The 15647-nt window shown below is 72.1% G+C and carries 9 protein-coding genes and 1 pseudogene; 5 read left to right on the top strand and 5 right to left on the bottom strand.

Features of this window, described 5'->3' with window-relative positions; all coding sequences use genetic code 11:
* Positions 1 to 53: 53 nt before the first annotated feature.
* Positions 54 to 602, bottom strand: coding sequence for a DUF1697 domain-containing protein (locus tag LE548_RS06275; protein ID WP_225095636.1), 549 nt, complete (start codon positions 600 to 602; stop codon positions 54 to 56).
* Positions 603 to 1036: 434 nt separating this feature from the next.
* On the opposite strand from LE548_RS06275, the gene LE548_RS06270 reads away from it, so the two are divergent.
* From LE548_RS06270 to LE548_RS06260, 3 genes are all read left to right on the top strand, one after another.
* Complete coding sequence (locus LE548_RS06270; protein ID WP_225095635.1) at positions 1037 to 3277, top strand: MMPL family transporter; 2241 nt, start codon at positions 1037 to 1039, stop codon at positions 3275 to 3277.
* A gap of 164 nt (positions 3278 to 3441) precedes the next feature.
* Positions 3442 to 4296, top strand: a complete 855-nt coding sequence (locus tag LE548_RS06265; protein ID WP_225095634.1) for a hypothetical protein — start codon at positions 3442 to 3444, stop codon at positions 4294 to 4296.
* Positions 4286 to 7372: a caspase family protein gene (locus LE548_RS06260; RefSeq protein WP_225095633.1), complete on the top strand. Its 3087-nt coding sequence runs from the start codon at positions 4286 to 4288 to the stop codon at positions 7370 to 7372. Before LE548_RS06265 ends, LE548_RS06260 begins: the two co-directional genes overlap by 11 nt.
* Positions 7373 to 7392: 20 nt before the next feature.
* On the opposite strand, the pseudogene mgt reads toward LE548_RS06260, so the two are convergent.
* Positions 7393 to 8662 (bottom strand): annotated as a pseudogene (gene mgt / locus LE548_RS06255) (macrolide-inactivating glycosyltransferase).
* A gap of 39 nt (positions 8663 to 8701) precedes the next feature.
* Here mgt and LE548_RS06250 point away from each other — a divergent pair.
* Positions 8702 to 9565 carry a phosphotransferase enzyme family protein gene (locus tag LE548_RS06250; RefSeq protein WP_225095631.1) on the top strand — a complete coding sequence of 288 codons (864 nt, stop codon included), beginning with the start codon at positions 8702 to 8704 and terminating at the stop codon, positions 9563 to 9565.
* Positions 9566 to 9584: 19 nt separating this feature from the next.
* On the opposite strand, the gene LE548_RS06245 is transcribed toward LE548_RS06250, so the two are convergent.
* Positions 9585 to 10310 (bottom strand): 3'-5' exonuclease, encoded by a 726-nt coding sequence (locus tag LE548_RS06245; RefSeq protein ID WP_225095630.1) that lies wholly within the window; start codon positions 10308 to 10310, stop codon positions 9585 to 9587.
* 101 nt (positions 10311 to 10411) lie between these two features.
* Positions 10412 to 11650, bottom strand: a complete 1239-nt coding sequence (locus tag LE548_RS06240) for an SAV2148 family HEPN domain-containing protein (RefSeq protein ID WP_225095629.1) — start codon at positions 11648 to 11650, stop codon at positions 10412 to 10414.
* Positions 11651 to 12015: 365 nt separating this feature from the next.
* Between LE548_RS06240 and glgX the strand changes: the two genes are divergently transcribed.
* Positions 12016 to 14130: a glycogen debranching protein GlgX gene (gene glgX / locus LE548_RS06235; protein WP_225095628.1), complete on the top strand. Its 2115-nt coding sequence runs from the start codon at positions 12016 to 12018 to the stop codon at positions 14128 to 14130.
* A gap of 2 nt (positions 14131 to 14132) precedes the next feature.
* On the opposite strand, the gene LE548_RS06230 is transcribed toward glgX, so the two are convergent.
* On the bottom strand, positions 14133 to 15581 hold the full coding sequence (locus LE548_RS06230) for an MFS transporter (protein WP_225095783.1): 1449 nt from the start codon (positions 15579 to 15581) through the stop codon (positions 14133 to 14135).
* Positions 15582 to 15647: the final 66 nt, after the last annotated feature.

Raw genomic sequence — 15647 nt, 5'->3', positions numbered from 1 at the left:
GCACACCTGTGCCCATTCCCGCCCGCGCCCGCCCTGCTCCCGGCAGGCTTCCGTCATGCTTGCGGAGCCGTCAACTCCACCAGTTTGAGCACCGTGTTCCAGTTCCGGCTGGTGGCGATCAGCCCCTTGGCCGGCCGGCGGCCCAGCAGCTCGGCGAGCTTGGAGCGGCCGAGGCCGTCGGGGGCGTAGAGGTACAGGCAGCGGTCGCCGAGCCGGAACTCCTCCGGGAGGAGGGCGGCTTGGTCGATGTGCGCGAAGCGGTCGGGGGTGACGGGCGCCGAGTAGTACGTGACGTGCAACTGCCGGGCCGCCAACTCGGCAGCGGGGAAGGGACAGTTCTCCGCCACGGCCTTGAGATAGGCATGGTCGCGCACGAGCACGTCGACCGGGAAGCCGAAGCGTTCCTCGACCGCCCGGCCCAACTCCGCGGCCAGCGCCTCCTCGTCACCACGCGCGGTGGTGAAAACGGCCTGGCCACTCTGCAGATAGGTCCGTACGCCGGTGTGGCCGAGGCCGGTCAGAAGGGCGCGCAGATCGGCCATGGGCACCTTCTTGCCGCCGCCGACATTGATTCCGCGCAGGAGCGCCGCGTAGGTCGTCATCCGGCCAGCCTAGAGGGGCCGCCGTGCCCCGTGGGGGTGGGCACGGCGGCCGGGCCCGCGTGGGGCGGGCTGCGCGAAACTCTCGCCGATCGCCGGGGGCCGGAGCAACCTCTCCACGCAGCTGTGACTCGTTCAACAAGCTTTCGCAATCACAAACCGGCGCGCGGACGGCGGAACGGACATCCCTCCTCCCGGCGCGGGAACCCCCTCGTCGCGGCGGCCCTGCCGCGTGGCCGGTTCCGACCCCGAGACGCGTCCCCGAGAACCCCCGATAGGTGTAAGGGGCCGTCGTCCTTCCCAGTGCGGAGAAACCGGTCGCGCACTTCACCGAACAGCACGACGAGACGCCTTTATCCGCCCCATACGGTCAATGCGGAGCAAGGAAGACGGGGCGGCAGGGGGCCGTCACCGCACACGAGGGGGGCAGACCCGTCATGGGGAACACACAGGTGCGGGCGCGGGGGCTGGCCGCCCGCGCGGGCGGCTGGAGCGCCCGGCACCGCTGGGCGGCCGTCGGCATATGGGTGCTGTTCGTCGTCCTGGCGCTGGGACTCGGCTCGGCGGCGGGCCGGGTCGACGTGAACGAGGGCGACCAGCTGAGCGGCGAGACGCACACCGCCGCGCGGATCATCGACGACGCGGGGATCAAGCAGCCGGCCGGCGAGACCGTCCTGATCCAGTCGAAGGACAGTGCCCAGCAGGCGACCGGGAGCGAGTTCCGGGCCGCCGTCGCCGATGTGGTGAAGGCCGTCGGGGCCACCGGGAAGGTCACGGGGGTGACCTCGCCGTACGACACGCACACGATCTCCCGGGACGGGCGCAGCGCGCTGGTCCAGTTCGACGTGCGCGGCGACGCCAAGACGGCCGTCGACCGGATCGAGCCGGTGCTGAACGCCGTCGCCGGGGTGCAGAAGCAGCACAGCGGCCTGCGGATCGAGGAGATCGGCGGCGCCAGCATGCAGAAGCAGTACAAGGACGCCTTCGGCGACGACTTCAAGCAGGCCGAGTACTCGGCGGTGCCGGTGGCCCTCGGCATCCTGCTGATCGCGTTCGGCGCGCTGGTGGCCGCGCTGCTGCCGGTGGCCCTCGCGATCACGGCGATCATGGCGACGATGGGTCTGATGGGCGTCGTCAGCCATCTGCAGCCGATGAGCGACACCGCCAACTCCGTGATGCTGCTGGTCGGCATGGCCGTCGGGGTCGACTACTGCCTGTTCTATCTGCGCCGGGAGCGCGAGGAGCGGGCCGCCGGGCGCGACGCCGGCACCGCCCTGAGGATCGCCGCCGCCACCAGCGGACGGGCGGTCATCGTCTCCGGGGTCACGGTGTGCGTGGCCATGGCGGGCATGCTGTTCACCGGGCTCGCCGAGTTCGAGGCGATGGGTCTGGCCTCGCTGATGGTGGTGGCGGTCGCCATGGTCGGCTCGGTGACCGTGCTGCCCGCGCTGCTGTCGCTGCTCGGCGAGCGCGTCGAGAAGGGCCGCCTCCCGTTCCTGAGCCGACGCCGCAAGGGCGCCTCGGAGAGCCGGTTCTGGACGGCCGTGCTGCGGGTCGTCCTGGCCAGGCCGCTGGTCTCCGTCGCCGTGGCGGCCGGCGCGCTGCTGGCGATCGCCGCGCCCGCGCTCGGCATGAAGACCCAGCAGCTCACCCTGGACCAGGAGTTCGGCACGTCACTGCCGATCGTGCAGACCTACAACCGGGTCAACGACGCCTTCCCCGGCGGCAGCGAGCCGGCCCAGGTCATGGTCAAGGCCAAGGACATCAACGCGCCCGAGGTACGGCAGGCGCTGGCCGACTTCAAGCAGCGGGCGATCGCCTCGGGCGCCTCGCGCGGCCCGGTCGACATCCGGCTGCACGACGCGCAGAACATCGCCGTGGTCTCCGTACCGCTGGTCGGCGGCTCCGACATGGACCAGGCGGTCAAGAGCCTGGAGAAGCTGCGCGACGAGGTGCGGCCCGCCACGCTCGGCAAGGTGCCCGGCCTGCAGGCGCCGGTCACCGGACAGGTCGCCGGCAACCACGACTTCAACGACCAGTTGCTCGGCTCCGTCGTCCCGGTCTTCGTGTTCGTGGTCGTCTTCGCCTTCCTGCTGATGCTGCTGTCGTTCCGCTCGCTGACCGTCGCGATCACGTCGATCGTGCTCAACCTGCTGTCGGTGTGCGCCGCCTACGGCATCCTCGTCGCCGTCTTCCAGCACGGCTGGGGTGCCTCGCTGGTGGGCGCGGAGGGGGTCGGCGCGATCGTGACCTGGCTGCCGCTGTTCCTCTTCGTGATCCTGTTCGGGCTCTCGATGGACTACCACGTGTTCGTCGTCTCCCGGATCCGCGAGGCACGGGCCAGGGGACTTCAGACGCGGGAGGCGATCCGGCACGGCGTGGTGACCACCGCGGGTGTCGTCACCAGCGCCGCGGTCATCATGGTCGCCGTGTTCGCGATCTTCGGCACGCTGTCCATGCAGTCGATGAAGCAGATGGGTGTGGGCCTGGCCGCGGCGGTCCTCATCGACGCGACGGTGATCCGCGGGGTGCTGCTGCCGGCCGTGATGGCCCTGCTCGGCGAGCGCAACTGGTATCTGCCGAAGTGGCTGCACCGGCTGCCCGACCTCACGCACGACGAGGCGCCGGAGCCGGCCGCGCCGGCGGTGCCGGACGAGGGTGAGACGGTGCGGGTCTGACGCTTCCACCCGTATGAGGGTCCGTTGGTCTCCGGGGGAACCAACGGGCCCTCTCTTCGTGTCGTTGCCGGAGCTCCACCGGTGAACTGCGGGAAGAGACAAGCGGGTTCATCTAAAGTGGGCCGATCGACATTTCGGCTGTCTGGTGATGAAGGAGGACACGGATGGCATCCGTGGTCGCCGTGCACGGGGTGGGCAAGCAACTGCTGGGCGAGGACGGCCTGCTGAAGGACTGGCGGCCGGCGCTGCTGGACGGGCTGCGCCGGGCCGACGGTCCCGAACTCGGTCCCGGCGATCTGTCCATGGCCTTCTACGGCGACCTGTTCCGCCCGCCCGGCCGCACCCTCGCCGTCGGAGATCCGCTGTACACGGCGGCCGACGTGGCTGAGGGGCCGGAGACCGAGCTGCTGTACGCGTGGTGGGAGGCCGCGGCCGCGGTGGACAACAGGGTCGTGCCGCCGGACGCCAACACCCTGGCCCGGACGCCGCGTTCGGTGCAAACCGCGCTGCGGGCATTGTCGGCGTCCCGGTTCTTCTCCGGCCTCACCCTGCGGCTGCTGGTGTCCGACCTGAAGCAGACCACCCGATATCTGCTGGATCCCGAGGTGCGCCGGGAGGCCCGGCAGCGGGTGACCGACGCGATCGGCGCCGACACCCGGGTGGTCGTGGCGCACTCCCTGGGCTCGGTCGTGGCCTACGAGGCGCTGTGTGCGCTGGACGGGCACGGGGTGCGGGCCCTGGTGACGCTGGGCTCGCCGCTCGGGATGCGGATGGTCTTCGACCGGCTGTCGCCCGCGCCGGCACCGACCGGTGCCTGGCCCGGCGGCCCGGCGCTGGCCTGGACGAACATCGCCGACGAGGGTGACATCGTCGCCCTCGTGAAGGATCTCCGGCCGCGGTTCGGGGAACGGATGACCTCGGCGATCGTGCACAACGGCGCGCACGCCCACGACGCCACCGCATATCTGACCGACCGGCTCACCGGCAAGGCGATCAGGGGAGGGCTGGATGCCCGCTGAGGACGGCGCACGCCGGTACCTGCTCGCGACGGCGGTGCCGCGCTATCACAACGACCCACAACTCGACCGCCCCGAACTGGCGCAGGCCCGCGACGACGTCATCGAACTCTTCACAGAACGCTTCGGCTACGAGCACGTCACGACCCTCGGCCTGAACCCCACCGCCGTCCAGCTCACGCAGGCCGTGCGGGAATTCTGCGCCTCCCCCGATCGCAGACCCGACGATCTCGTGGTCCTGTACATCGCCGCCCACGGCGAGGTCATCGAGATCAACAACAGGCACGTCCTGCTCACCTCGGAATACCGGCCCACGGATCTCGCCGCCGCCCTGCCGACCGACGACCTGGCCAGAGCCGCACTGCTCGAAACCCCGGTACGGCGATTCCTGCTCATCCTGGACACCTGTTACTCCGGCCGGGGCGGAGACCAGGTCGCTGCCTCCGCCGTAGGGCAGATGGCGCTCGACTGGGGTGCGGAGGACACCGAATCGGGCTTCGTCGTTCTCTCCTCCGCGCAGAAGAACGAGTCCGCCGAGTCCGGGGCCTTTCCGGCCCTGCTACGGGAGGCCGTGGACGCCCTCGCCGGCGCCGGCGGTGTGCTGCCCCTGGGCAGGCTTGTGCAGCAGATGCAGTCCAGCGAGAACCGGCCCGGCTACCAGCGCATCAACTGGCATCCCATGGGCCTGAACGGTGACGTCCCCCCGTTCCTGGCCCTGCCGGCCGCCGCACCCCCACCCCGGCCCGCCACGCCGGCCACACCGCTCAGTGCGGCCCGGCAGTCCGGCGCCGGCCCTCTCTTCACCGACGCCGAACCGCCCCTGTTGCAGGGCATCGACGGGGAGCAGCGCCGCACGGCCGCGCTCCAGCTGTGGGAGCGCTGGACGAGGCAGCGCCGGAGCGCGGCCCTGCTGCACGGCTTCTCGGGGGTGGGCAAGACCGACCGGGTCGTACGCCCCCTGATGGACGAGGCCCGGCTGATGCACGGCCGCACCACCGTGCTCGTCGACGTGCCGGAACATCCCGTCGACGCCGTCAAGGAGCTTCTCGCGCGGCTGCACGAGCAGTTGGAACACACGGGCCACTACGAGCTGGCGGACACCCTCGCGCCGGAACGGCGGCTCGACCGGGCACTGACCACGCTGCTGAACCGCGGGGTGCTGGTGGTCTTCGACGAGTTCCAGCGGCTGCTGGACGAGCGCGGCCGCCCGGTGCAGCCGATCGCGGACGATCTGAAGACCGTCGTGGCGCCGGGGCAGCACGGGGACGGCTGTCTCTGGCTGGTGTCCAACCAGAAGGCCGACCCGGTCTGGGCCCAGGACTTCAGCCCCGTGGAGCTGCCACCGCCTCCGGTCGAGGACGCCGTGCGGATCCTCGTCGGCACCCGGGAGCGGGACGAGGCGGAGGAGTGGTTCCCGCCGGAGCGGCGCGAGGAGGTCGTGGAGCGGCTGGGCCGCAACCCGTTCGTGCTGCGCCTGCTGCACAGCCTGGTGGGCCCGTACGACTGGACGCTGCAGGAGCTGCTGGGACCGCCCAGCGAGGTGCCCCAGGCACCGTACGACCTCAGTCTGGTCGAGACGATCGAGAAGGAGCTGGTCGCCAAGGCGACCGAGCGGCTCACGCCGTCGGCCCGGGCCGCACTGCGCAATCTGTCGGTGCTCGCGGACTGGGCCGGCCAGGACCTGGTGAAGGCGATGACCCGGGACCTCGGCGACTTCTCCGAGCTGCGCAAACAGCTCCAGAAGCGGTTCCTGCTCCAGGTCCGTACGGTCGACAACGAGACGACGCACACCCGTAGCACCCACTTCCAGGTGCACCCCGCCGTGCGCGAGGTCGTCTGCGTCCGCATGCGCGAGGACGAGAAGGCCTGGAAGGCCGCCCATCGCCGCGCCGGACTCTGGTACGCCCGCCCGCTCTACGCGCAGGACCCGTCGAGGTCCGGCGACCACCGGCTGGCCCTCGCCCTGTCGGCGGCCCGGCTGCACTTCTCCGAGGGGAAGCTGGACGACGAGCTGGCCCGCATGGCGCGGACGATCGGCGGCTACCTGGAGCGGAGGTACGGCAGGGGGCGCTACCACCACTCCCTGCCCGAGTCCCCGGCGGAGCTGAGTGCCCGTATCGAGCTGATGGAGGCCTATCTCACCGACGGCGGCTCGCCGTACACCCACCATCATCTGGCCATGCTGCTACGGCTGCGCGACGCACCCGGTGATCTGAAGAAGGCACTGGTCCACGCGCGCGAGGCGACACGGGGGCGCTCCGAGATGTACCCGTGGAGCCTGCTGCTGAAGCTGGTGCGGGACGTGGAGGGCCCCGAAGCCACCGTGCGCGAGGGCCGGATCGCGCTCAAGAAGGTCAGGGAGCAGAAGTTCGCCATCTACGACGAGATCGCCAAGTGCGAGGTCCAGCTCGGCCGCGTGCCGCAGGCGCTGGAGACGCTCCGCGAGGGGTGCGAGCAGGTGAAGTACAAGGACGCATACCGGCTCGCCGATCACGCCGTCCCGTACGCGGCCGCCGAACCGACCGAGGAACCGTTGGTGCGAACGGCCCGGTGGCTCGGGGAGAACCCGGCCCTGACCGCGCAGGCCTACCTCGCGGAGGTGCTGCTCCTGCAGCGCCGCGGGCAGTGGCTGGACTCGGCCCGGACCGCACAGCGTTACCGGCCGGCCCACCCGAAAGTCATCAACCTCGCGCTCTACGAGGCCATCGGCTGGCTGGGGGCCGGCGACCCGGTACGGGCGCAGGCGGCGCTGGACTCCTTCCCCGAAGGCATCCCGAACAGCCCCCGCCCCAAGCCGCACGAGGGCAAGACCTGGCTGGTGTCGCTCATCGCCCTGCACGGCGGCAATCTCGAACGGGCCCGGGAGATGTTCGCCCTCTACCGGGGCGCTCCTCGGGAGGACGACACGGCGGAGGAGCTGCGGACCGCGCTCCTGTACGAGTGGGACCATCCGGAGGCCAGGATGGACGAGTCCAACCCGGCCTTCGTCGCCCCGGTCCTGCCGCCCTCCGTCACCGGGCTGCTCTCCCTGGTGGTGCGCTCCCAGTACGGGCCGCCGGTGCTGCCGGGCCACCGCTGACCGGGATCCGCCGGCCCTCCTCACGCGCGGCCGAGTCGGTGCAGCTCGGCCTCGATGAGGTCGGCCGCCCGGCGGGTGCCGCCCTCCTGGGCCGTCTCGGCCTGGAGGGACTTCAGGCGTCGGCCCACCTCGGGGTCGTCCACCAGGGCGAGGGCGGCCTCGCGGAGACGGTCGGCGGTGGCCTCCTCGGTGTCCAGCCGCCGGGCGACGCCGAGAGACACCAACATGTCGGCGTTGCCGAACTGGTCCGCTGCCTGCGGTACGGCGATCATCGGCGTGCCGGTGGCGAGGCCCTCCTGGCTGCCGCCGGCGCCCGCGTGCGTGACGAACAGGTCGGCCTCTTTGAGGATCGCCAACTGCGGTACCCAGCTGTGCACTTCGACGTTGGCCGGTACGTCGCCCAGGTCGGCGGCGGACACATGGCGGCCGGCCTGGAGGACCAGGTGCCAGCCGGGCAGGTCGCCGAAGGCGCGGACGCACGCGCGGTAGAAGGCGGGCTGTTTGGTGAAGGCCGAGCCCAGGGACACCAGCACGACCTTGTCGGCGCCGGCCGGGCGCTGCCAGTCGCCCTGTTCGGCACGGTCACCCTGGCAGGGGCCGACGAAGCTGTACACCCGTTCGTCGACCCGGTCGGCGTGCGGCTGGAGGGCCTTGGGGATGAGGACGATCGAGCGGCTCGGGCGGCCGGCGAACGGGTCGGGATGCTGAGTGATCCCGTTCTCCGCCAGCCATGCCTCGAACCGGGCGTAGTACGCCTGCCCGCGCGCGGTCTTCCTCGGCTCGGCCCACATCGGCTCGGCGACCTCCTCCTCGTACCCCTCCCAGGCGACCAGATTCGGTGAGAGGGAGATCGCCGGAGCGCCCCAGCGGTGGGCGAGGACGCGGGCCGGGTAGGAGGCGATGTCGTGCAGCACGAGGTCGGGCTCGTCGCCGTCGTAGGCCTCGGCGAGCTGCGGAAGCGCCTGGATGGCGTCGGCCAGGAACGGCTCGACGTTGTCCAGGAGGGTGGTCCCCCACGCTTCCGGGTCGGCGCCGGGGCCGGGCAGCGTCGAGGTGTACGGCACGGGTCGCGCGCCGGTCTCGGCCACCTTCTCGGCGAACACCGGCGGGATCGCGTACGTGACCCGGTGTCCCCGGGCGACGAGCTCACGGATCACCTCCAGGCTGGGGTTCACGTGGCCGTGCTGGGCGATGGAGAACATGGCGATGTGTGCGGGACTGGTCATGCACCCGAGGCTAAACGAGACGAGACGTCTCGTCCAAGCTGTTTCTTTCGCGCGATGTACGAATGCGAGACTGGCCGGGGAGATCCGACGGCACGGAGGCACGATGGACGAGGCACGGGCACGGGACGTACTGGCCGCGGCGGGGGTGCTGCCGGGCCCGGCCGGGGACGCGCGGCTGCTCGCCCTCGGGGAGAACGCGGTGTTCGCCGCCGGGGACCTGGTGGTGAAGGTGGGCCGGGACGCCGAGCTGCTGGAGCGGGCCCGGCGCGAGCTGGACATCGCCGGCTGGCTGGCCGAGGCGGGCGTGCCGGCGGTGCGGGCGGCCGAGCCGAAGCCATGGCTGGCCGACGGCCATCCGGTGACCGTGTGGCACCGGCTGCCGGAGCCGGTACGCCCCGCCGAGCCGCGCGATCTGGCGGAACTGCTGCGCACGGTGCACGCACTGCCCTCGCCTACCTTCACCTTGCCGCCCCGCGACCTGCTGGGCGGCGTCGAACGCTGGCTGCGGCTGGCGGGCGACGCGATCGACCCCGAGGACGCGGCCTACCTCCGCGCGCGCCGGGACGGTTTCAGGGCGGCCACGGCCGCGCTGACGCCCCATCTGCCGCCGGGGCCGATCCACGGCGACGCACTGCCCCGCAATGTGCACATCGGGCCGGACGGGCCGGTCCTGGTCGACCTGGAGACCTTCTCGGCCGACCTGCGCGAGCACGACCTGGTGGTCATGGCCCTCTCCCGCGACCGCTACGGGCTGCCCGCCGAGGCGTACGACTCCTTCACCGAGGCGTACGGGTGGGACGTACGGGAGTGGGCCGGCTGCGCGGTGCTGCGCGGCGCCCGCGAGACGGCCAGCTGCGCCTGGGTGGCCCAGCACGCGCCGGGCAATCCGAAGGCGCGGGACGAATTCCGGCGGCGGGTGGGGTCGTTGCGGGACGGGGACGAAACGGTGCGCTGGTATCCGTTCTGAGCGCCCGTAGGGGCAACCGCTATGCGGGCTGGCTCTCGGCCGGCTCCCGCACGGGCCACGTCCCGTCCACCACCGCTCCCGCATCCCCCTTGCGCCGCAGGAACGCCTGGAAGTCCGCCGCCCACTCGGCGTACCACTGGATCTGGCGGCGGTGCAGTTCCGCCGGAGAAAGGGACGCGATCTTGGGGTGGCGGTCGGCTATCGCGCCGGCCAGGCGGGCCGCGGCGAGGGCGTCGGCCGAGGCGTCGTGGGCTCGGTCGAGGGCTATGCCGTACTCGGCGCAGACCGCTTCCAGGTTCCGCTTGCCCCGGCGGTAGCGGTCGGCCCAGCGGTCGATGGTGTAGGGGTCGATGACCGGGGCCGGGTCGGCGCCGGCCAGGCGGTCGGCGAGGGACGGCAGGCCGTGCCGGCGCAGCTCGGCGGAGAGCAGGGTGAGGTCGAAGGCCGCGTTGTAGGCGACGACCGGGACGCCCGCCCGCCAGTACCCGGTGAGGACCTCGGCGAGGGCGTCGGCCACCTGGTCGGCGGGCCGGCCCTCGGCCGCCGCGCGTGCGGTGCTGATGCCGTGCACCGCCACCGCGTCGGCCGGGATCTCCATGCCCGGATCGGCCAGCCACTCCCGGCGTCCCACGGGCTCACCGGCCCTGACCTCGATCACCGCGCCGGTGACGATGCGCGCCTCGCGCGGATCCGTGCCGGTCGTCTCCAGGTCGAAGCCGATCAGCAGCTCACGGTGCCAGCCCATGGCGGCCCCCCTTCTCGGTGGTGCTTTCCCCCAGTGGCCTCCACCCTCGCACGCGGCACTGACAATCCGAGGACGGCATTCCGCTTACGCCGGTGGACAGTTCAGGACACGGGGCGCGAATCCGCCCAAGCCAGCTCGAATTCCTCACGGTATACCGGGAAGAGCCCGGCTTCGCTGGCGTCGTCCGCCTTGACCAGCTTGCTGCCGTTGCGCAGCACGAGTACCGGCGACTCCATGCCCCGCGCGCCGCGCAGATAGGACTGCACCACGGCGATGCCGTCGGCGCCGTCGCCGTCCACCAGGTAGGCGGTGAAGCGGGGCGTCTCGTCGTACACCTGGATCTCGAAGGCGCCCGGGTCGCGCAGCCGGGCGCGGACCCGGCGCATGTGCAGGATGTTCATCTCCACCGAGCGGCTCAGCTCGCCCCTCTTCATGCCCAGTTCCCGCTCGCGGCGCTTGACCGCGCTGGAGGCCGGGTTGAGGAACAGCAGTCGCACCCGGCAGCCGGACTCGGCGAGGCGGATCAGGCGGCGCCCGGAGAAGTTCTGCACGAGCAGGTTGAGGCCGATGCCGATGGCGTCGAGGCGGCGGGCGCCGGCGAAGAGGTCCTCGGCCGGGAACTGGCGCATCAGCCGCACCCGGTCGGAGTGGACGGCGACCACGTCGGCGTACCGGTCGCCGACCAGGTCCTCGACCGCGTCGACGGGCAGCCGGCGTGCGGAGGGGACGTCCCCGCCCGCGCCGAGCATCTCCAGCAGTCGCGCCGAGGCGCGCTCGGCCTGACCGAGGACCGCCTCGGACAGGGCCCGGTTACGGGAGACGACGTTGCGGGTCACCTCCAGCTCGTCCAGGGCGAGTTCGAGGTCCCGGCGCTCGTCGAAGTACGGCTCGAAGCACGGCCAGTGCTGCACCATCAGCTCGCGCAGCTGCGGCAACGTCAGGAAGCTGAGCACGTTGTCGTCGGCCGGGTCGAGCAAGTAGCCCTTGCGGCGGCTGACTTCGCGGACGGCGACCGCGCGCTGCACCCACTCCTGCCCGGCCGGCCCGGCCGCGGCGACCACCCAGTCGTCCGCGTGGACGGGCTCGTAGATGGGCCGCAGGACGGCGGCCACGACCGCGCGCAGCCGCTGCTCGACCAGGTTCAGCCAGATGTAGGCCCGGCCGGCCCGCTGGGCGCGGGTGCGCACCTCGTGCCAGGCGTCGGCGTCCCAGTCCAGCTCCGGCCCGATGGACCCCGCGTCCATCGGCCGGGCCAGGGACACCGCGCCGGGCGGGACGTCTGCGGAGTTCCCCTCGTGACCCTCGTCACCAGGGGGCAGCTCCAGCCCTCCCGAGCCCACCCGTGCACCGCCTTCCGCCCCCGGGGCCTTTCCCGTCTCAACGATCAAGGAAGGGTACTCCGGGACCGGTCGGCGGTGCAGCCGGATGGACAGGTCGGTTGTCCAACTGTTTTCCTCAACTCTGCCTGTGCCGACGGCACTTCCCCGACGTCGCGTCACGCGGAGTGAGCGGATTCATAGCGCCGGCCTCCCGGGGGATACCGACGGGCCCCCGCCGCCGTACCATCCACGCTGGTCATAGCCGCCGGGGCGGGTGCCGTCGGGCCCGGGGACCGGCCCCGGGGCGTGGAAGGTTTGGTCACTTTCGGGAGACTCGGGGCCGAGGCGGCCCCCGGGCGGGCGGCACACCTGTCAGAGTCGTCACCATGCAGGTCTGGCCTGGAGAGGCGTATCCGCTCGGCGCCACCTATGACGGCGCCGGAACCAACTTCGCGGTCTTCACGGAGGCCGCTGACCGAGTAGAGCTGTGTCTGCTGCACGACGACGGCTCGGAGACGGCGGTGGAACTGCGCGAGAGCGACGCGTTCGTGCGGCACGCGTACGTGCCGGGTGTGATGCCGGGACAGCGCTACGGATTCCGGGTGCACGGCCCGTACGACCCCGGGCGCGGGCTGCGCTGCAACTCCGCGAAGCTGCTGCTCGACCCGTACGCGAAGGCGGTCAGCGGGACCGTGCGGTGGGGCGAGGAGGTGTACGGCTACCACTTCGGCGCCCCCGAGCGGCGCAACGACCTGGACTCGGCGCCGCACACCATGACCTCGGTGGTGATCAACCCGTACTTCGACTGGGGCGACGACCGGCCGCCGCGCACCGGGTACCACCACACGGTCATCTACGAGGCCCACGTCAAGGGCCTGACCATGCGGCACCCGGGGCTGCCGGAGGAGCTGCGCGGCACGTACGCGGCGCTCGCCCACCCGGCGATCCTCGAACACCTGACCACGCTCGGGGTGACCGCCCTGGAGCTGATGCCCGTCCACCAGTTCGTCCACGACCACCGGCTGGCCGACCTGGGCCTGAACAACTACTGGGGTTACAACACCATCGGCTTCTTCGCACCGCACAACGCCTACGCCTCCTGGGGCGACCGCGGCCAGCAGGTCCTGGAGTTCAAGTCGGCGGTCCGGGCGCTGCACCAGGCCGGGATCGAGGTCATCCTGGACGTCGTCTACAACCACACGGCCGAGGGCAACCATCTGGGTCCGACACTGTCCTTCAAGGGCATCGACAACCCGTCGTACTACCGGCTCACGGACGACCGCCGCTACTACATGGACACGACGGGCACCGGGAACTCGCTGCTCATGCGGTCCCCGCACGTGCTTCAGCTGATCATGGACTCGCTGCGGTACTGGGTGACCGAGATGCACGTCGACGGCTTCCGCTTCGACCTCGCGGCGACGCTGGCCCGGCAGTTCCACGAGGTGGACCGGCTGTCGTCGTTCTTCGACCTGGTGCAGCAGGATCCGGTGGTCTCGCAGGTGAAGCTGATCGCCGAGCCGTGGGACGTGGGCGAGGGCGGCTATCAGGTGGGCAACTTCCCGCCGCTGTGGACCGAGTGGAACGGCAAGTACCGCGACACGGTACGGGACCTGTGGCGGGGCGAGCCGCGGGCGCTGGCCGAGTTCGCCTCCCGGCTGACCGGCTCCTCCGACCTGTACCAGGACGACGGCCGCCGCCCGCTCGCCTCCATCAACTTCGTCACCTGCCACGACGGCTTCACGCTGCACGACCTCGTGTCGTACAACGACAAGCACAACCAGGCCAACGGCGAGGACGGCCGCGACGGCGAGAGCCACAACCGGTCGTGGAACTGCGGGATCGAGGGCGAGACCGACGACCCGGGCGTGCTCGGGCTGCGCGCCCGGCAGATGCGGAACTTCGTCGCCACGCTGATGCTGTCCCAGGGTGTGCCGATGATCAGCCACGGCGACGAGTTCGCCCGCACCCAGCGGGGCAACAACAACGCCTACTGCCAGGACAACGAGCTGGCGTGGGTGCGCTGGCCCTCCGACGAGGACGACGGTGAGCTGCTCGCCTTCACGCGCGCGATGGCACGGCTGCGCAAGGAGCATCCGGTCCTCCGGCGGCGGCGCTTCTTCCACGGGCGGCCGGTGGAGGGCACGCACGACGCGCTGTCCGACATCGCCTGGTTCACCCCGGAGGGCGGCGAGATGACCCAGCGGGACTGGGACTCGGCGCGGGCGTCCGCGCTGACGGTGTTCCTCAACGGCAACGCCATCTCCGAGCCCGGCCCGCGCGGGGAGCGCGTCACCGACGACTCGTTCCTGCTGATGTTCAACGCCTCGCCGGGTCCGCTGGAGTTCCTGGTGCCGGTCGACCACGGCCGGCAGTGGCAGGTGGTGGTCGACACGGCCCGCCCTGAGGGGGTGCCGCCGGGCGGCGGGGCGAAGGTCGGGGCGGGCGACCGGATCACCCTGCCGGACCGCAGCCTGACGGTGCTGCAGCGCCCCGCCTGACGTCAGGAGGTGGTGCGGGCCGGTTCGTCGTCCACGCGCGCGTGCGGAGCCGGTGCGATCCGTCCGCAGTGGGCCGTCGGGCGGGCCGCCAGGGCGATGACGAAGGTGAGTGCGGCCGCCGTGCTCGCGACCGCGAAGGCCGCTCGTGGGCCGTAGGAGTCGGTGAGGCGGCCGGTCACGGCGACCGAGAGGGCCTGGCCGCCGACGAGGGCGCTGGTCGCGAACGCCATCGCCTCGGCGAGCCGGGCCGGCGGCACCGCGCGCTCGGTGAGCCCGAACACCGTGATCAGATGCGGTGCGTAGGCGACCCCGAGCACGGTGACCACGGCGTACAGACCGGCCAGGCCGTGCGTGCGCAGCAGCGGCAGCGACAGGACGAACGCGGCCGCCGTGGCCAGCCGTCGGCGCGCGGGCAGCCCGAAGCGGGCGGGTACGGCGGCCATGGCGAGCCCCGCCGCGGCACTCGTCACCCCCATGGCGGCGTACACGAGCCCCGCCTGATCCTCCTGCCCGAGCCGAGCCGTGAGCGCGGTGATACCGGCCTGGCAGGCACCGAACATGGCGCCCTGAAGGGCGAGGAAGGCGCGCAGGGCGTGGACGCAGCGGGGCATGGGGACGAGCGCGGTCACGGCCGCGGCAGGCACGCGTGCGCGTACCCGGGCCCCGGCCCCGGCCCCGGCCTCGGCAGCGGCACGTGCGCGGGTGGGAGCGCAGTCCTCGGAGGCGGTGGCGTCAGGCAGGCGGGCGGAGGCACGGTCCTCGGGCCGCTCGGTGCCGGCCGGCGCGTGTGCCGGGTGCTGGTTCTCCGGGGCGGGGAGCGTGGTCAGGGCGGTCGGGTGGAGGGCGAAGGCGGTACCGCAGACGGCCACCAGCAGGGCCGCGCCGGCCATCGCGTACGCCGGGTGGGCGAGGACCGAGGCCAGTCCGACGAGGGCCGGGCCCAGGACGAAGGACATGTCGTCCAGGGTGCTCTCGACGGACAGCGCGGCGCCGACAGTGGACTCGGGAGCGCCGGAGCGACGGGCGAGAGCGACCAGGCGGGCGCGGGCCAGCGGACCCACGAGCGGCATGGTGCCGCCCGCTGCGGCGCCCAGGAGAGCCAGGACGGCCGTGGGCAGGGCCGCCAGGGCGCCGGCGACCAGGGAGGCCACCGCGAGCGCGTTGGCGAGCGAGAAGGCGACGACGACCCTGCGCTGACCGCGCCGGTCCGCGAGCCGCCCCACCACCGGTCCGCAGACCACCTGGCCGAGCGCGAGCGCCCCGCCGGTCAGCCCGGCCGCCGACAGGGAGCCGCTCGTCCGGGCGATGAGCAGGACGCTGCCGAACTGAACGGTCGCCGTCGGCAGCCGTCCCAGGAACGACACGCACGGCAGCAGCGGCCCGGTCAGGGCGATCACCTGACGGTAGGTGTCCCGAGTACGGCGCCGGTCCGGTCTCCCCGTTGTCCCCATCGCTCGAAGCCAGGCACGCGCGCGTGAGCGCGTGCAGGGACCGATGACACGAAACCGGGCGGTCTG

Source organism: Streptomyces sp. CoH27 (assembly GCF_020181035.1).
Taxonomy (GTDB): Bacteria; Actinomycetota; Actinomycetes; order Streptomycetales; family Streptomycetaceae; genus Streptomyces; species Streptomyces camelliae.
The sequence above is the reverse complement of the archived record's forward strand: the minus strand, read 5'-3'. Positions and strand labels throughout refer to the sequence as shown.